Raw genomic sequence first — 17,939 nt, 5'->3', positions numbered from 1 at the left:
ATAAGGACACTTCGACGAGATTTCGTTGAGGGGCCCTTTTTTGCGTCCCTCATTAGACCAGTTGGATTGTAGCTTGAAACGGTCGCTGAACGGTCGCTGCAGATCGAGCGATGGCGCACATTTAAGATTTTCATCGTTAGCAAACTGAGTTATCAGACTATAAATTAATTTAGCTAATAGCTATATATTAATTGCTTTATATAACGAGTTTATGTTACGTTATAAGTGGATGAATAATTAAAGTAATCGTTAGTTAATGTCATAAATTAAAAACGAACGTTAATTTTATGCCATTCGGATTGGAGACCCGAAAAGTAAACGATACTTTAATGAATCAAAACATGTACAAACTGACACACGGTTATTATCTAGGGGGACATCGATATGCGTCATGTACAAACGGAAAAACAGTATTATAAAATGTATAAAAAGGGCCGTTTCTGGGTATTTGCAGGGATAACGGTCGCAACCATTGGCATTAGCCCAATTATTGGACGTGCAGACCAGGAAAATAAGGTTTCGACTCAGTCAACGACGAGTGCGGCGATGACCAACCAAGCCAGCGTGGCAACAGGTAAAACGGTGGTTTTGAACAAGCAGAATGAGCAGGGGGCTTCACAAGCTCAGACTGATGAGACGAGTACCAAAGGTGAATCAACCACTAGTGCGGAAAATCAGCAGTCTAAAAATGTAACCGATTCCAGCAATAACACATCTGGGTCGGCTACGGGACGGGTCGCTATGAAGACTGATACTAGTTTGACCAACGATAATGCACATGCACAGTCAAATGCGACTGATACGCAGATGCCTGGCACATCAACAGCAAACCAATCAGCCACTCAGCCGACATCGAGCCACGCGCAAGCTAGCATTACTAATCCAGCTAATGACACTCAACAAGCTACAGTGAATGGCAAGCAGACCACCGTGGCAACCACCGAAACTAAAGCGGATACGACGACAACAACCGACGAGAAAAATATTACGACTGCGAACACCGAACCGGATGCAGCATCACCGACAACATCCACAGACTCGGTGGTCAACCCAGCTGCGACAGCAAAAACGACAGATACCTCGGCCGATGTCTCATCAACGACCAACACTACTGACGCGGCGATTAATGCAGCAACCACGTTAACTGAATCTGAAGCGGCGACCAATCAGACACGAACGAACACTGAGTCCACCGTTCAGGACGATTCGAGTACAGTCCCAACAGCTGCCAAGATGAGTCGAGCAGTATTAAGAAGCGTGCAGCCGGCAACCGTAACTTCCAGTGGAACGATTGGAACCAGTGCCTGGAGGATGACCGATGATGGCGTACTGACAATTGGTGCGGGCGATTGGTCGAATGCTGACGTGGGATCACTTGTTGGCAATTTCGGCAAACAACTCACCCAAGTCGTGATTGATGGCAAAGTCAATGCTGGCGACGATCTCAGTTGGCTATTTTTCAGTACGTCCAACCTCAAAACGATTCAAGGATTCGAAAATTTGGATACTTCCAAAGTAACGGATTTCAGTCACATGTTCACTAACACGGCGATCAGTGATTTCTCTGGCATTGCGAATTGGGATGTCAGTGCCGGAACGGGCTTTAACAGCATGTTCGCGAATAACAAGTCCCTGCAAACGATTGATTTAAGTCACTGGCAGCTCAATCAGACTAAGCCGGTCAATCTTTTTATGATGTTTAATTCAGATACGGCACTGACCACGATTGATTTAAGTGCTTGGGATACGCGCATGGTGACCAATATTGGCGGGATGTTTGCCGGTGCTGCTAGTGGGACCATGCAGTTGAAATCGGTAGATCTGCATGGTTGGCAATTGCCAAATGTGACCAGCATGGGTTCGATGTTTATTTATGATGACCAATTGACCCACGTTGACTTGAGTGGCTGGCAAACTTCTGCCAAATTAACCGACATGAACTACATGTTTCAGGGGACATCTAAACTGACTACCTTAGATTTGTCGGCACTCGACATGCGTTCGGCGACAATGACTAAGATGTTGATCAACCAAGATAATCGGCAAAATTCGGTGCCATTTAATTTGCAGCAGTTGACCCTTGGCGCGACGAGCAAATTAACGGGTAGTATGTTGCCCGCAATTTCAACGGGGACCGGTTATTCCGGCTACTGGGTCAATCAGGCAGACGCCACGCAGCGCTATGACTCAGCTGGTTTGATGGTCTTATATAATGGCACGACCAATCCAGGTGCAACGATTACTTGGGTCTGGGAAACGGCGCCTTCGCAATCTGAGTTAACAGCGGCCGATGTGACGGGATTAATTGCTGGGCCGAATACGACCTGGAAGCTAGCCGATAGCGTTGCGACCTTGAAAGATGTGACCGGTGCTGATATTAGTGCCAACATTGACGAGTTAGTCAAAGTGTTGAGTGTCAACGGAGATACGGCCGTGACGACGGTGGATGCGCAGACGGCTGGCACCTATCAAGTGGCCTTACAATATATTGATGGTTACGGTGTGAAACATGAGGCAACTAGTACGATTGTGATTGCCCCGAACCAGACCAAACTCGTCGGTCGAGCAGTAACGATTAAGATGGGGCCACACGCGGCCTATCAACTGTCAAACTTGATTGATGCAACCCAATCTCTAAATGCTGCGGGTCAGCAATTGAGTGCGGCAGAAATTGATCGAATCACGGTCAGCGGTCTCGATATGAGCCAACCAGGCACACGACAAGTAACCCTAGCTTTCACGGATGACACTGGCCAGCGCCACACGACTGAGGTGCCCGTCACAATGATTGCGAGTCAAGCGACCTTAGCTATCCAGGATAGTACGATTGGTATTGGTCCTAATCAGACGAGCTGGGATTTTCATGATTATCTGACCCATGTCACTGATTTTGACGGCCAGATGATTGCGCCAGAACAATGGGACGCTTTGAATATCGTGGCTGACAAACAACCCGACTTAAAGACGCCAGGTACCCAACGGATTACGTTGACCTACACGGATGCGCTAGACAACGTGCATACTGTGACAACGACGATCAACGTCGTAGCATCTGCGGCAACCCTCAACAGCCAACCAGAAGTGATTGTGTTCGCTTATAAGGCTGCTCAGGTGAGTGCTAAGACACTGGTCACTGAGTTGACGGATGTGACTGGTACCGCATTGACTGATTTGAGTGCGGTCACAATGCACGGTTTTGACGCGAAGACTAGTGGTCCGCAAACCGTAACGCTGACTTACACGGACGCTTATGGCAATGTGTTAACGACGCAATCAGTTGTGACGGTCGATTTTGCGACGATCAGCGGGAAAAATACGATGTTAATTGCCGGGCCAACCGCCGCTTGGAATTATATGGACAACATTGAGACGCTCACGGACTCGACCGGTCAAACGATTGATGCACAACAGGCCAAGCTCAGTTATGAGCAGCCTAATTTAACGAGCGCTATGGTGGGTGTCCCGCAATCAATTACACTGGCTTATACTGATGACCTTAGTCAAGTACAGCGGGTTACCGTTGTGGTAACGACGCAAGCGTCTAAAGCTGGCATCACAGCCAAGGCCGACCAAGTAATTTGGCCGCATGAAGTGACCAATCTCAAGGCAACGGACTTAGTGGCCAACGTTCAGGATGCAACCGGACAACCACTCACTAATTTGGCAGCCGGCCAATTGACGATGAGTCCGATTACTGCCGACCGTGCTGGCGCTCAATTAGTCACGCTCACATTTATGGATGAAGTGGGTAACTTGACAACTGCACAATTAAAAGTGACTGTCGATCAAGCAACGATCACGACGCAACCGACGACGGTTATTGCTGGGCCAACTGCGACTTGGCAGTATTTGGCCGCAATTCAACAAGTGAGCGATGGAATGGGCCAGCCGATTGAGGCGACGACTGCCAATATTCAGTTGCTTAATCATCCGGATTTGAGTACTGCCAAAATTGGGCAACCGCAGACTGTTCAATTTCGTTATTTAGATTCATTAGGTCAGCAACATATCGGCCAGTTTGACGTGACAACGGTTGCTAGCCAAGCGGTCTTGGTCGGACAACCAGTCAGCTTGATTGCTGGTCCTCAGACCACTTGGCAACTGGCTGACAGCATTGATGGGGCCCATAGTCTTGCGGCTAATGGGCAAACACTGACTGCTGCACAGCTTAAACAAGTGACGACTGACAGCCTGCCAGACTTAAGTACGCCGGGGACGTATCAGTTAACGTTACGATACCTTGACGAAGCTGGGAACCTAGTCACGGGTCAAACGATTGTCACGGTTGCCGCGAGTCAAGCAGCGATTCAAGTCCGCGACAGTCAATTGACGGTCGGTACTGCTTGGCAAGCTGCGGATAACCTCGTGCAAGCGGTTGATGCAACAGGCCATGCGCTCGCGCTAACTGATTTGACCGTGACTGGTAAAGTCGATACTCAGACGGCTGGTCGTTATCAGATAACTTATGCTTACACGGATGCGGTCGGTAATGCCATCAGTGAAACGGCACTGATTACCGTCGTCGCACCACCAGTTGATCCCGACGAAAATGGCAACGGTGACGAGGTCAAGCCGGATGAACCAGATTCAGATGGTGGTCAGACTAAGCCCGATGACAATAATCCTGATCAGCCCCAACCAGATGATAGTGAAGACAATACGAAACCTGGCACGGGGGATACAGATAGCTCCAAACCAGATAACGATACGGATAGTACCAAACCCGATATGGGTACAACGAATCCGGGTGGCAATGACCAGGAGACCAGTACGCAACCTGATGTGATTCCTGATGATCAGTCGACAAATGAGACGACGCAGCCGGAAACAAACCATCATGGTCAGGCATCAGCTAGCCGGCCAGGTCGAAGCCGGCCAACTGCGACTGTTCGACCAGCGAAAACGACCCAACATCATAGCAATGGTGGAGGCACCGCTAAGACACTGGTCCGGTCGGCAAAAGCGGATGCAATTGCACAAAATGCAACCGCTAACGTCACGTCAACTAATTCGACGCGATCAGCTAAGTCGAGCGCAACTGAGGCATCTAACCGCCATGGTCAATTGCCACAAACAAGTGAAGCTAATGCCTCGGCATCAGTGGGCGCAGTCGTATTAGGATTAGTCGGACTATTAGGGCTTAGTGGACTGGCGGCATGGCGTCGGCACTTCGAACATGAAGATTAAGCTGTGTTCGAAAAGATAGGGTGCAGCTGTCATTGATTGTCATTGCAAGTCAGTCGCAACCCAGTTGGGTCGAAGAATATCATTGTGAGGGTCGTCATGATTGCTGGTCAGACAACTAGCAGGCACCCCTTAAATCAACTGTTTTCAGAACGGCAGTCATTTCGTAACTTGAAGTGACTGTCGTTTTGAGACTGATAAAGTGATTGCTAAAAGCCATTTTGGAAAGGAGACATCGAGTGCGTGGTGAAACGTTTTCTATCATCACAACAGCTTGGTCAGCCTATTCTACAGATGAGGTTGAGTTATATGGACCTAAGATGACAGGCTCACTAAATTATAAAACGTTAAATCACGGTGCTTTCGTTAGATTCTTTTTTGAAATTGGCATTTAACTTAATTTTATTAAGTTAAACCTCATTTTTAGCACCATCCTTAAAGCATAATGAGAAAAGAATAACAAATCGGATTGGTCGCGAGCCATGAATTATGTTATATTTTATGACATACCGTTTCGGTAATTTTTTGAGGAGGTCTCGTCGATGAGAAAGTGGCAAGTTGCGGTTGTCATGTTGTTAGCAGCGTTGGGAAGCTGGTTTGCAGTTGGTACCCAGGCGCAGGCGAAAGCATACACCATTGCAACGGATACGACCTTTGCGCCGTTTGAATTTCAGGCCAAGGGTGGTAAGTACAAAGGAATTGATATTGATATTTTAAAAGCGATTGCTAAAAAAGAAAACATCAATTATAAACTTAAAGCGATTAGTTTTGGTGCCGCCGTTCAGCAGCTTAGTGCAAACCAAGTTGACGGGGTGATTGCCGGAATGAATATTACGGCCGAACGTAAGAAGACGTTCGATTTTTCGAATGCTTACTATACGTCTGGCGTCGTTATGGCGGTCGCCAAGGATAGTAAGGTCAAGAACTTTAAGCAGTTGAAAGGCAAGACGGTCGCGTTAAAGACTGGGACGGCCGGTGCTGCTTATGCGAAGTCGATTCAGAGCAAATACGGCTTTAAAATCAAGTATTTCAATGATTCCAACAATATGTATAACGACGTGAAAGTCGGTAACTCGGCAGCCTGTTTTGAAGACTACCCCGTGATGTCATATGGGATTAAAAATGGGATTCAATTGAAGATCGTGACCAAGCAATATGCCGCTGGTGACTATGGCTTTGCCGTTAAAAAGGGTAAAAATGCCGAACTGTTGAAGAAGTTCAACGCTGGGCTGAAGGCCATCAAAGCGGATGGAACTTACAAGAAGATCGTCAATAAGTACTTGAATTCCAGTGAATCATCATTGACTGGTGAAACAGCCAGCAGCCGGACCTTTATCGGTTTGTTCACGCAAAACCTTGATACAATTGGTTCTGGGTTATGGATGACTTTGGAATTAACGGTTATTTCAATTATTTTAGCCACGATTCTTGGCCTCATCCTCGGAGTGCTCGGCGTTATGCCTGGTAAAGTTGGTCCAGCAATCTCTAGCACGATCATTTATATTTTCCGGGGGATGCCACTGATGGTGCTGGCTTTCTTCATCTACATCGGGTTCCCAGATCTGATTGGGCACGGGTTTAAGATTCCAGCATTCATCGCCGGGATGATTACGCTTATGCTGAATGAAGGGGCCTATACCGGGGCGTTCGTCAAAGGGGGCTTTGCGGCCGTTGATGATGGCCAAATGGAAGCGACACGTTCACTGGGCTTACCTTACTGGACGGCGATGCGCAAGGTCATCATGCCTCAAGGGATTCGGATTATGATTCCGTCATTTATCAACCAATTTATTATTACGTTGAAGGATACGTCGATTCTGTCCGTAATCGGGATCGTTGAATTGACCCAAACCGGGACGCTGATTATCGCCCGGAACTTTGAAGGGTTCAAGATTTGGCTGATGATTGCGATTATTTACTTGGTTATCATTACGTTATTAACATGGTTATCTAACTGGGTTCAAAGGAGGATTAACTAGGCATGGCGAAAGTAATTGTCAAAGATTTGCATAAGAGTTACGGTGACAACGAAGTCTTGAAGGGGTTAAACCTCGAAGTTCAAGATAACGAAGTCGTTTGTATGATTGGGCCCTCTGGTTCCGGTAAGAGTACGTTCTTGCGCTGTCTCAATGATTTGGAAGTGCCAACGCAGGGGCAAGTCGTGATTAGCGGCTACGACCTATCTGACAAAGGGACCAACATCAACTTAGTGCGTGAAAATATCGGGATGGTGTTCCAACACTTTAACCTATTCCCGCACTTATCGGTGTTACAAAATATCACCTTAGCACCGACTCAGCTTAAAAAGGAAACCCAACAAGAAGCCGAAAAAACGGCGCGCGATTTGTTAGCGACGGTTGGGTTGTCTGATAAAGCTGACGCAATGCCGAAATCATTATCTGGTGGGCAGAAGCAACGGGTTGCCATCGCCCGCGCGTTAGCAATGCATCCCAAAATCATGCTATTTGATGAACCAACGTCTGCCTTGGACCCTGAAATGGTCGGCGATGTCTTGGATGTTATGAAGAAGCTAGCCGCCGATGGGATGACCATGATTGTGGTCACACACGAAATGGGCTTTGCCAAAGAAGTCGCGGACCGTGTCGTCTTCATGGCTGACGGCCTGATTCAAGAAACGGGTAAACCTGCGGATGTCTTCAATCATCCTAAGAGTCCCCGGCTACAGGACTTCCTCGAGAAAGTTATTAATGTTTAGTGAATAAGATATTTGATTGGCACGTCTCATGATGGAGGCGTGCCAATTTTTTAAGCCTTACACGTGTTGTGCTAGTTATTGGTATTAAAAATGATCAAAACGTGCTAATTATTAAGTTCAAAAGCAACCAGCTGAGGCCCACTGGAAACAAAACGAATTAGCGTAAACCTGATTTGATAGCTGCGTCCTACACCGGCTTCCAGGCATTTCTGACAACGCTGGAACGCGATGGACACAGATTTAAGCCGACAAACCACGTCTTAAATACTGGTCTTCCATATCTCCTGCAATATGGATGAAACGTGTTCGGGTCAGACTGGGACTTCCGGTTAGCTACGCCAGAACGCCAAGCGGAAGTTCACCGCTTAACGCTCTAGCTAGGCTAATCCTCAGTCCCAACCCGTCTGAACCTCACACTCTAGGAGCCGCTGAGCATTGTCAGAAACACCTTCCAGCCTGGATGGTATTCGAAAGGCGGACATGTGCGGACCCCACCTTTGAGGAGTTGGTCGTTGACACTTAAGTAAACAGCTATTTGACATCTAACTGTAAAACTTGGGCCACTAGTCGCCATGTTGGCAGACTCGTGTTGGCGAAACAGCAGCGTTGCAGAAACGTTAAATGGGTCTTGTCAAATCACATAAAATATCAAACTCTAGCAGTTAAACGAAAGGCAATTCTAGCGACTTCTTTCAAGATTAGTTACTATTGAAGTTAATGAATAATCTTCCTAGCATTTAAATGCCATCAATCATCATCCATGATGATTCAAAAGTTTGCATGAAGAGCCAGTTTCGTAATATTCAATGATCAATTGTACCTGAATAGGCGGTCGTTCATCCGCCATTCGAGCGGGTTCCCGACTGTAGGGGCTGGCTGACAATGCTCAAGGGCGAAATTCTTCTTGTCCGGGTGTAGTTCCCGGGCTAGAAGAAGACTCGTATTTGAAATTGCGCAGTGGGTTTCTGCGTGAGTTCAAATCGATGTCCGCCCTGTTCCAGCGTTGTCAGCCAGCCCCGGAGGTCGGAATAAGACGCGCCCCGGCTGACGAACAGGAATCCATTGATTGGCACGTTTTACTCATGATTCATGACAAATTAACTGGCACAAGGTGTGATTTATGATTGTCTACATGGTCGAACCCGACGCGACCGTCTGGAACGCTGCTTGTAACTGTGCGCGCCAAGCACAGTAAAATGCCGTCTCACGACTAGGCATGCTATACTAAATGTGAAATGAGATGAAGCCATGAAAAATTTAGTCGCTGAGCTAAAGAATGAACGTGACAAGCAATTATCAGGAAGTTTATATTACTGGACACAAATATTGTTTTCTTATAACTCGAATCATATGGAAGGCACACAGTTGACTGAAGATCAGACACAACAGATTTTTGATACGGGGACGGTTTTTGCCAATGACGGGCAGGCAATCAAAGTTGATGATGTCCTAGAAACAGCTAACCATTTTCGCGCTTTTGACTATCTTTTAGATACTGTTGAGGTACCGGTAACCAGTGCGTACGTCTTCGAATTACATCGCATTCTCAAACGCGCGACCAGTCAAGAAAATGATGCCAAGTATCATGTGGGCGGCTTCAAAATAGTGCCGAATCAGATTGGCTTTCTCGATGCCACGGAAACGACTAGTCCCGCAGATACCCCTCAAGCGATTGCTGACTTGTTTTCAGAGTGGGAAGCTTCAGGCCAAACAGGTCGTGATTTGAGCGCCATCGCCAAATTTCATTGGCAGTTTGAAAGGATTCACCCATTCAGTGATGGCAATGGCAGAATCGGACGCTTATTAATATTCAAGGAAGGTTGCCGAAGTGGGGCGGTCCCATTGATTATCCGTGAAGACACTAAACCTTATTATTTGCGCGGGTTAAAGACCTTTAAAACGACACCTGGATATTTAATTGATACGCTAGGGCATGAACAAGATAATTACCAAGGCATGATTGCCCGCTTCTTCCCAGAACCCAATCATGAATTAGACTAAAAAATCTGAACGGCTAAATTCAACATTTAACCGTTCAGATTTTTTGGCTATTATCAGTACTCGTCAGTGTGAACCGCGTCCGCAGTTATAGTGTTGGGCGACTTTATCATGGGGCGTCAGGGTGTAGTTGCTTTCACCAAAACTAACTTTAAGGCCCTTTTTTGCAACGGGTGTCCGGGTGCGATTTGTTGGCTTTTGCCAATGGTCGAGAATCGCTGCAATGCAGATACAGAGCGGTTCAGTGGTCGGCTCAGTGATGGCTAATTCGAAGGCTTCACCGTTCGTCGTGACGACTGGCCGCATTGTCATCACTAATTCAGTCCCGTGATAAATGCGGTAGCTTTCAGCGTTTAAACTGCCCATGATGATCCAGCGAAGTTTGCGAACGTAGAGCATCTCGTGCCAAAAACCGAGCGTTTTACTGATGGAGCCGACGTTTTGGCGATTATAGTACAAATCAAATTTTGGTAATAAGCCCAGAGTCGTTTGTCGAATCTCGGCCAGTAGTTCACCTTGGATGGCATATAGACTGAGCGCATCTTGGCGTCGCCCCCAGCGTCCGACTAAGAGGTAGTGGGATTGATTATGCGCGTCGCGAACAATCCGAGCACCTTGGGCGAAGCTATTGCGGCTGAAATATAATTTACGCATCTTCAACCTCCGTTTTCCGGAAACTATTGTTTCGCAAGCACCTCGAGAATCGCTTTGCCCACGCCATCGTTGACGTTGGTATCCGTGATGTAGCGCGCCAGTTGTTTGACTTCAGGACTGGCATTGCCCATCGCGTAGCTGACACCAGCGAGTTCGAGCATCGAGACGTCGTTGTTATTGTCACCGATCGCCATCACGTCACTCATTGGCGTGTTGAGCATGTTGGCGTAGCGTTCGACCGCGATCCCTTTTTGCGCGTTGATGTTATTGATTTCAATGTTGGAAGCGGATGAAGACGTAATCTTAAGCGATGAGTGTTTGGCGAGAATCTCGTCGCTCAGTGGCTTGAGCTTGCTAGGACCTTCTTCACTAAACGCGATAATCTTCATCACGTGCTTAGTCGAGTCGTCTAGTAGCTCGTTATAATTATCCACGTAATTGATGTCCATTAATTCCAAACGAGCAGAAGCAAGTGAGACCGCGATTTTAAAAGTCGTGTCTGGATTCAAGTTGGTTAAAAGATGGGCAATTTGTTCGATTCGTTTGGCTTTGTTATTGGAATAGATTCCGTCGTTGCCCACAACTTCAAAGTAATAGCCTTGAGCCGTTAACGTATGGAATACAGCACGGGCAACGCTATTCGTAATTGGCACCATGTCGAGCATCTTGCCGGAAGCATCATATACTTCGGCACCATTCAACGTAATGAGTGGGGCGGTGATTCCCTGGGCAGCCAGGAGCGGTTGAGCTTCGGAAAAGCGGCGTCCGGTGGAAACGATAAAGTGCACGCCTTGCTGTTGTGCTTGACGGATGGCGTCAGCGTTAAAATCAGAAACGACCATTTCATTGTTGAGTAACGTTCCGTCCATGTCAGAGGCGATAATCGAAATCATGTTGTCACATCCTTAGTTGTCTTAATAATTACATTCTAACATGTTTGGGTCTGAATACAGAATTATTATCATTACCGGCTTTGGTTATGATACAATAAAACGAGAGGTGTTAAGGATGAAAGCGTTTATTCATACAGACTGGTGGGACGTCTTAAAACCCGAGTTTGAGAAGCCCTATTACCACCAATTGCACGAATTTTTGAAAAATGAATACCGAACGAAAAATATTCACCCGGACATGTACAATATTTTTCAGGCCTTTGAATGGACGCCATTTGCTGACACAAAGGTCGTTATTTTAGGTCAGGATCCGTATCATGGTCCTGGTCAGGCGCACGGATTGAGCTTCTCCGTGCTACCTGGAGTGGCGGTACCGCCATCATTAGGCAATATTTATAAAGAATTACAGGATGATGTCGGCTGTACACCGGTCGAGCACGGGTACTTAGAGAGCTGGGCCAAGCAGGGCGTGTTGTTATTGAATTCCGTCTTAACGGTCCAAAATGGGGTCGCTTTTTCACACGCGGGCAAAGGCTGGGAACGGCTAACGGACGTTGCCATTCAGCGATTGTCAGAACGGGAGACGCCGGTCGTCTTTATTTTGTGGGGCAAGGCCGCCCGTTCGAAAATCAAACTGATCAACACGCAGACCAACGTGGTGTTACAAGCACCGCATCCGAGCCCGTTATCAGCTTACCGTGGCTTTTTCGGTTCAAAGCCATTTTCCAAAACGAACATTGCGTTAACATCCTTTGGCGAGCAGCCAATTAACTGGCAGTTACCAGAACACGTCAATCTCGAGCATTAATTAATTTATTGGAGGGTTATCACATGGATTTATTCGAGTCATTATCACAAAAGATTACTGGTCAAGATCAAACAATTGTTTTTCCTGAAGGCACTGAACCCCGAATTGTCGGTGCCGCTGCACGGTTAGCAGCGGATGGCTTAGTTAAGCCGATCGTGTTAGGCGCAACGGACAAGGTTCAGGCCGTGGCTAAAGACTTGAACGCTGATTTAGCAGGTGTTCAAGTCCTTGATCCTGCGACATACCCGGCTGAAGATAAACAAGCAATGCTTGATTCACTGGTTGAACGGCGTAAGGGTAAGAACACACCAGAACAAGCTGCTAAGATGTTAGAAGATGAAAACTACTTTGGCACGATGCTCGTTTACATGGGCAAGGCTGACGGGATGGTTTCTGGTGCCGTGCACCCAACTGGTGATACGGTGCGTCCAGCCTTACAAATCATCAAGACCAAGCCAGGTTCACACCGCATTTCTGGTGCCTTCATCATGCAAAAGGGTGAAGAACGGTACGTCTTCGCGGACTGTGCCATCAACATTGATCCCGATGCAGATACGTTAGCTGAAATTGCGACCCAGAGTGCGGCGACTGCCAAGGTCTTTGATATTGACCCGAAAGTCGCAATGCTGAGCTTCTCGACTAAGGGTTCTGCCAAGGGCGACATGGTCACTAAAGTTCAGGAAGCAACGGCCAAGGCACAAGCGGCTGCCCCTGAATTAGCGATTGATGGTGAAATGCAATTCGACGCCGCCTTTGTTGAAAAGGTCGGGTTACAAAAGGCGCCAGGTTCAAAAGTTGCGGGTCACGCCAATGTCTTCGTCTTCCCAGAACTCCAATCTGGTAACATTGGCTACAAGATTGCGCAACGTTTCGGTCATTTCGAAGCCGTTGGTCCCGTTCTGCAAGGCTTGAACAAGCCCGTTTCTGACTTGTCACGTGGTTGCAGCGAAGAAGATGTCTACAAGGTCGCCATCATTACCGCGGCTCAAGGCTTAGCTTAAACGCTGACTTAGTTTGTTAAACGAGGGGAACTTCAGAGCTTGTACTTTGAAGTTTCCCCCGTTTTTTCTATAATAAGAGCAGTCAAGCTGTAAATAGGATGAGGAGTTGGAAGAATATGGAATCAATCACGGTAACGTCGCCGGAAGGGACCATGCAAGTCGGGGCCAAACTTGGGCAGTTAGTTCAACCAGGAGATCTAATCTTACTAGATGGTGACCTGGGTGCTGGCAAGACCACTTTTACGAAGGGGTTAGCGAAGAGTCTCGGCATCCCGAATAATGTCAAAAGTCCGACGTTTACGCTTATTCGTGAATATCATCAGGGCAGATTGCCACTGTATCACATGGACGTTTATCGGCTAGAAGATGGTGGCGAGGAAGATTTAGGTTTGGATGAGTATTTTGATGGTGATGGTGTCAGTGTTGTTGAATGGTCACAATTTATTGCTGAGCTGTTGCCCACAACCTACTTGAGAATTGCCATCAGCCGTGACACGGACGCTGACGATCAACGTGTGATGACATTCAAACCGCAGGGCGACCATTATCAACACCTGGTTGATCAATTGAAGGAGTGACAACCATGGCAGAAGAAGTTGTCGACGTTCGTCCGGCTGAAGTGACGGATGCAGCGCAATTATTGGCGTTGTTAGCGCAACTGGGACGTGAGAGTAACACGTTCACGGTTGATGATGGCATCGAAGAATTAAGTGAAACGGATGAAGCGGAACAGATTGAACGCATCAGCGGCACCACGACCAACGTCATTTTTGTGGCGGCACTGGGAGATCGACTGATTGGCGTTAGCACCGTTCAGGCCAGTACGGATTTTAGCGCCGCGCAAGGTGAAGTCGGAGTCGCCGTCCTCAAGGAATTCTGGGGAATGGGACTCGGGACCGCGTTAGTCGAAGAAATCCTTGATTGGGCCCGCAATTATAGTTCACTCGAGCGACTCGTTTTGACGGTCCAGCTACGCAACACCCGTGCCGCCAAGTTGTACCAACACTTAGGGTTTGAAAATTGTACGGCTACCAGTTATGAGGTCGTCGACCCGACTGGCCAGCGGGTGGCCGCAATCGATATGAGTCTTTGGGTCTAGACTGGCTTGAATTGCACAAAAAAAGCCCAGCAATTGCTGAGCGATGATTGATGGATGTGATTAGCCCTGAACGCGAACGAACGGTTTTAGCTGTTCGGTGCCGAAAGTTTGCGCCTCAGTTAATAGAATATTGGCGCAGGCCAGGCTATCGTCTAAGGCGTTGTGATGATGTTGAAGCTCGATATCAAGTGCACGGCAGAGCGTGTCAAGCTTGTGGTTCGGCAGTTCTGGGTAGAACTTCTTACTCGTCTTGACCGTATCCATGGATAGGTATTCGGGTGCGCTGATGCCATAGTGTGCGAGCGTATTGCGTAGCACCCCAATATCAAATGGAGCGTTGTGGGCAATCACTAACCGATCACGCTGGAAGAATGGCGCAATGTGCTGCCAGACTTCCGGAAACTTCGGTGCATCGGCGACGTCTGCTTCATGAATCCCATGAATTTGAACGTTACGCCAGAAGAAGTCACTTTCCGGTTTGATGAGGGTATAAAACTCATCACTGATTTGATTGTTCCGGACGACGGTCAGTGCGAGTGAACAGGCACTATCCCGTTTGGCGTTCGCCGTTTCAAAGTCCATTGCGACAAAGTTCAAAGTTGCCACCACCGTTTCTAAAGAATAGCTTTATCGTACAAAGCTTGCGGTAAAATTTCAAGTTAACGGTTCGGTAAAATAATATCCAGTTCCACTGGGCAGTGGTCAGAACCGAAGACGTCGTTAAGAATGCGGGCGTTGAGGAGTTGACCGTCCAATTGTTGCGAGGTGATGAAGTAGTCGATGCGCCAACCGGAATTATTGTCACGAGCATGACCACGATAGCTCCACCAAGAATAAATATCCGTTTGGTCGGGATAGAAGTGACGGAACGTGTCCGTGTAACCGTTCGCTAAGAGGCGGTCAAACTTGCCCCGTTCTTCATCGGTGAACCCGGCACTATGATGATTGCTGCGCCAGTTCTTCAAATCGATATTTTCATGGGCGACGTTCAAATCACCACAGAAAATCAGCGGCTTATTGGCGCTTAGACTATTGATGTAAGTTAAAAAGGCGTCTTCCCAATGCTGGCGATAATCGAGGCGTTTCAATTCGCCACCGGAATTAGGCGTGTAGCAAGTCAGCACATAGTAATCGGCGTACTCTAAGGTAATGACGCGTCCCTCAGTATCAAATTCTGGTACCTCGATGCCATAGGTGATATTCAGCGGGGTGTGCTTGGTGAAGATCGCGGTACCTGAGTAACCTTTACGTTCCGCGTAGTTCCAATACTGTTGATAACCGGGAAAGTCAAGGTCGATTTGACCCGCTTGTAATTTGGTTTCTTGCACACAGAAAAAGTCAGCATCCTGTTCATTGAAAACATCAATGAAGCCATGCTTGACGGCAGCGCGCAGTCCGTTAACGTTCCAAGAAATAAGTTTCACGTGAATTTCAGACCTTTCGAGTCATTTACAACTATTGTAACACGGTCAGCAGTCATGATTGGGTCGATTTGTCATGGGATGCGATGTGTCATTAAGTTCAAAAGCGGCCAGCGTAGACCGCTGGAACGAAAGCGAGTTGGCGTAAACTTGCTGTTGTAAGCGTCCTAGGCCGGCTTCCAGGCATTCTGGGCAATGGCCGTGACGTGGTGGACACAGATTTAAGCCGAAAACCACGTCTTAAATACTGGTCTTCCACATTAGCTGTAATATGGATGAAACGTGTTCGGGTCAGACTGGGACTTCCGGTTAGCTACGCCAGAACGCCAAGCGGAAGTTCACCGCTTAACGCTCTAGCTAGGCTAGTCCTCAGTCCCAACCCGTCTGAACCTCACACTCTGAAAGGCACTGGGCCTTGCCCAGAATACCTTCCAGCCTGGATCCTATTCGAAAGGCAGACATGTGTGGACTCAACCTTAAATGAACTGGTCGTCGATTTTTAGTATCCAGTCATCTTGTCATTCAACTGTAAAATTGGCTTCTGACGAAAGCTAATGTACTCATGTTCAAATTACCGGACTTAATAGCAATGCTGAATGTTGTCATAATCTTCTCCAGGCGCCCTGAGATGGAAAAGTATGAAATGCTAGACGGGTGGCAAATCTATCGTCTAACTCTAAGAATAGTTCCTATCAAAATTGATCAATAATCTTCAGACTACCAGATCAGTTTTTTAATCGGACAAGTATTTGAGTTCAATAAATCATGGTTGATGTTGATTTAAAATTTGCACGAAGGCCCCGACGCCTAATATTCAATGGACAATTGTACCAAAACAGGTGGTCGTTCATCCGCCATTCGAGTGGCTTCCCGACTGTAGGGGCCGGCTGACAATGCTCAGTAGCCAAATTATTCTTAGTCGGAAGTGGGTTGCTTCCGGCTTAGAATAAGACTCGTATTTGAAATTGCGCAGTGGTCTTCTGCGTGAGTTCAAATCGATGTCGGCTTACGTTCCAGCAATTGTCAGCCGGCCCTGGAAGTCGGAATAGGACGCTCGTCGGCTGACGAACAGCAAGCCAGCTAACTAGCATACTTTAATCATGATTCATAAAATGTCATAATCAGTCAAAAAACAAGTTACGGGAGGATTCTATATGTTAAAAATTGGTGTACTGGGGTTAGGCAATATCGCGCAAAAGGCATATTTGCCGGTGATGGCAGCGATGCAGGATCAGTATGAATTTCATTTAACTACGCGCAATGCGGAAAAGCGGGCGAAATTGGCAGCCATGTATGGGTTTCAACACACGCACGCAACGTTGGAAGCTTTGATTGATGCCCAGCCGGATGCGGTATTCGTGCATACGCCAACTCAGACGCATGGTGCGATCATCAAGCAGTTATTGTTGGCCGGCATCCATGTTTATGTGGATAAACCAGTCGCAACAGACTTACAAGTCGTCCAGAATTTATATGATTTAGCAGCTGCTCGTCACTTACTATTGACCTGTGGTTTCAATCGCCGCTTTGCCCCGTTTAATCAGGAGTTGAAGGCCTTGCCAGACAAACGACTGATCGTTGCGGAAAAGGTTCGCGAAGCGGGTGGGCAGGATCCCGAAACAGCGGTTTTTGACTTGATGATTCACATGGTGGATACTGGGTTATTTTTATTGGACGAACCGTTAGCAGACACTACCGGCCGAATCGTCACGACAGATAGTGGTGCCTTAGCGCAGGGCTACTTGACCGTTCAGACCGCGCACGAACAACTCCAGGTCGTGACGAACATGTACGGTGGCGTGAACTTAGAACAAGTGACGGTCCAAACGGCACAGCAGCGTGCGATGGTCACTGATTTAAGCACGAAAACGGTGTTGACGACGGCTGAACAGCTGACGACCAGCTTTCCTGACTGGACACCGACGCTCGAAAAACGTGGGTTTGCGCCTTTGATTCGCGCCTTCTTAACGGCTGTCGCGACCCACGGGGAGAATCCGGTCGCACCGTCGTCCGCGATTACGAGTCACGCGGTGTGCCGTCATTTATTAAGTGACTAAAAAGTGATAAAATTAAATAATGGACTTACAATTTTCAACAGGATCATAGCGTTAGCGTAGCGTTTCAACTTATCGACCCGTTGTCATGGGAAGCTTTTAGACCTGCTA

Annotated in this window: 13 protein-coding genes; 9 read left to right on the top strand and 4 right to left on the bottom strand. The window is 47.5% G+C overall.

Annotation, left to right across the window (positions count from 1 at the left end; translation table 11 throughout):
- Nucleotides 1–384: 384 nt before the first annotated feature.
- The 4 genes from KGF70_RS01565 (at nt 385) to KGF70_RS01550 (ending at nt 9,901) form a co-directional block, all read left to right on the top strand.
- Nucleotides 385–5,187: a BspA family leucine-rich repeat surface protein gene (locus KGF70_RS01565; RefSeq protein ID WP_216786386.1), complete on the top strand. Its 4,803-nt coding sequence runs from the start codon at nt 385–387 to the stop codon at nt 5,185–5,187.
- Between the two features lie 539 nt (nt 5,188–5,726).
- On the top strand, nt 5,727–7,163 hold the full coding sequence (locus tag KGF70_RS01560) for an amino acid ABC transporter substrate-binding protein/permease (protein WP_216767553.1): 1,437 nt from the start codon (nt 5,727–5,729) through the stop codon (nt 7,161–7,163).
- Between the two features lie 2 nt (nt 7,164–7,165).
- On the top strand, nt 7,166–7,900 hold the full coding sequence (locus KGF70_RS01555) for an amino acid ABC transporter ATP-binding protein (RefSeq protein ID WP_050339118.1): 735 nt from the start codon (nt 7,166–7,168) through the stop codon (nt 7,898–7,900).
- A 1,248-nt stretch (nt 7,901–9,148) separates the two neighbouring features.
- Nucleotides 9,149–9,901 (top strand): Fic family protein, encoded by a 753-nt coding sequence (locus tag KGF70_RS01550; RefSeq protein ID WP_088769961.1) that lies wholly within the window; start codon nt 9,149–9,151, stop codon nt 9,899–9,901.
- Nucleotides 9,902–9,964: 63 nt separating this feature from the next.
- Here the strand turns inward: KGF70_RS01550 and KGF70_RS01545 are convergent, their stop codons facing one another.
- Nucleotides 9,965–10,552, bottom strand: a complete 588-nt coding sequence (locus tag KGF70_RS01545) for an LURP-one-related/scramblase family protein (protein WP_050339116.1) — start codon at nt 10,550–10,552, stop codon at nt 9,965–9,967.
- Nucleotides 10,553–10,575: 23 nt separating this feature from the next.
- A complete protein-coding gene (locus KGF70_RS01540) occupies nt 10,576–11,445 on the bottom strand; it encodes a Cof-type HAD-IIB family hydrolase (protein ID WP_216767554.1) in 870 nt (289 codons plus the stop codon).
- Between the two features lie 115 nt (nt 11,446–11,560).
- On the opposite strand from KGF70_RS01540, the gene KGF70_RS01535 reads away from it, so the two are divergent.
- The 4 genes from KGF70_RS01535 (at nt 11,561) to KGF70_RS01520 (ending at nt 14,353) form a co-directional block, all read left to right on the top strand.
- Entirely contained in the window at nt 11,561–12,253 is a 693-nt protein-coding gene (locus tag KGF70_RS01535) for a uracil-DNA glycosylase (RefSeq protein WP_050339114.1), read from the top strand.
- A gap of 23 nt (nt 12,254–12,276) precedes the next feature.
- A complete protein-coding gene (gene pta, locus KGF70_RS01530) occupies nt 12,277–13,254 on the top strand; it encodes a phosphate acetyltransferase (protein ID WP_003637888.1) in 978 nt (325 codons plus the stop codon).
- Nucleotides 13,255–13,370: 116 nt separating this feature from the next.
- Nucleotides 13,371–13,832 carry a tRNA (adenosine(37)-N6)-threonylcarbamoyltransferase complex ATPase subunit type 1 TsaE gene (gene tsaE / locus KGF70_RS01525; RefSeq protein WP_216767555.1) on the top strand — a complete coding sequence of 154 codons (462 nt, stop codon included), beginning with the start codon at nt 13,371–13,373 and terminating at the stop codon, nt 13,830–13,832.
- A 5-nt stretch (nt 13,833–13,837) separates the two neighbouring features.
- Nucleotides 13,838–14,353, top strand: coding sequence for a GNAT family N-acetyltransferase (locus tag KGF70_RS01520; RefSeq protein ID WP_216767556.1), 516 nt, complete (start codon nt 13,838–13,840; stop codon nt 14,351–14,353).
- Between the two features lie 60 nt (nt 14,354–14,413).
- Here KGF70_RS01520 and KGF70_RS01515 read toward each other — a convergent pair whose 3' ends face one another.
- Nucleotides 14,414–14,950 (bottom strand): 3'-5' exonuclease, encoded by a 537-nt coding sequence (locus KGF70_RS01515; protein ID WP_003637891.1) that lies wholly within the window; start codon nt 14,948–14,950, stop codon nt 14,414–14,416.
- Between the two features lie 62 nt (nt 14,951–15,012).
- Nucleotides 15,013–15,777, bottom strand: coding sequence for an exodeoxyribonuclease III (locus tag KGF70_RS01510; RefSeq protein WP_216767557.1), 765 nt, complete (start codon nt 15,775–15,777; stop codon nt 15,013–15,015).
- Between the two features lie 1,151 nt (nt 15,778–16,928).
- Here KGF70_RS01510 and KGF70_RS01505 point away from each other — a divergent pair.
- Nucleotides 16,929–17,831 carry a Gfo/Idh/MocA family protein gene (locus KGF70_RS01505; protein ID WP_216767558.1) on the top strand — a complete coding sequence of 301 codons (903 nt, stop codon included), beginning with the start codon at nt 16,929–16,931 and terminating at the stop codon, nt 17,829–17,831.
- Nucleotides 17,832–17,939: the final 108 nt, after the last annotated feature.

The organism is Lactiplantibacillus sp. 7.2.4, assembly GCF_018991185.1.
Lineage (GTDB): Bacteria > Bacillota > Bacilli > Lactobacillales > Lactobacillaceae > Lactiplantibacillus > Lactiplantibacillus pentosus.
Note: the sequence above shows the minus strand (reverse complement) of the source record. Positions and strands in the feature narration are given on the sequence as shown.

Excerpts from the sequence above, each read along its gene's own strand:
- KGF70_RS01545 (WP_050339116.1), bottom strand. The coding sequence starts at position 10,552 with ATGCGTAAATTATATTTCAGCCGCAATAGCTTCGCCCAAGGTGCTCGG.
- KGF70_RS01560 (WP_216767553.1), top strand. The coding sequence starts at position 5,727 with ATGAGAAAGTGGCAAGTTGCGGTTGTCATGTTGTTAGCAGCGTTGGGA.
- KGF70_RS01565 (WP_216786386.1), top strand. The coding sequence starts at position 385 with ATGCGTCATGTACAAACGGAAAAACAGTATTATAAAATGTATAAAAAG.
- KGF70_RS01555 (WP_050339118.1), top strand. The coding sequence starts at position 7,166 with ATGGCGAAAGTAATTGTCAAAGATTTGCATAAGAGTTACGGTGACAAC.
- pta (WP_003637888.1), top strand. The coding sequence starts at position 12,277 with ATGGATTTATTCGAGTCATTATCACAAAAGATTACTGGTCAAGATCAA.
- KGF70_RS01535 (WP_050339114.1), top strand. The coding sequence starts at position 11,561 with ATGAAAGCGTTTATTCATACAGACTGGTGGGACGTCTTAAAACCCGAG.
- tsaE (WP_216767555.1), top strand. The coding sequence starts at position 13,371 with ATGGAATCAATCACGGTAACGTCGCCGGAAGGGACCATGCAAGTCGGG.
- KGF70_RS01520 (WP_216767556.1), top strand. The coding sequence starts at position 13,838 with ATGGCAGAAGAAGTTGTCGACGTTCGTCCGGCTGAAGTGACGGATGCA.
- KGF70_RS01550 (WP_088769961.1), top strand. The coding sequence starts at position 9,149 with ATGAAAAATTTAGTCGCTGAGCTAAAGAATGAACGTGACAAGCAATTA.
- KGF70_RS01540 (WP_216767554.1), bottom strand. The coding sequence starts at position 11,445 with ATGATTTCGATTATCGCCTCTGACATGGACGGAACGTTACTCAACAAT.
- KGF70_RS01505 (WP_216767558.1), top strand. The coding sequence starts at position 16,929 with ATGTTAAAAATTGGTGTACTGGGGTTAGGCAATATCGCGCAAAAGGCA.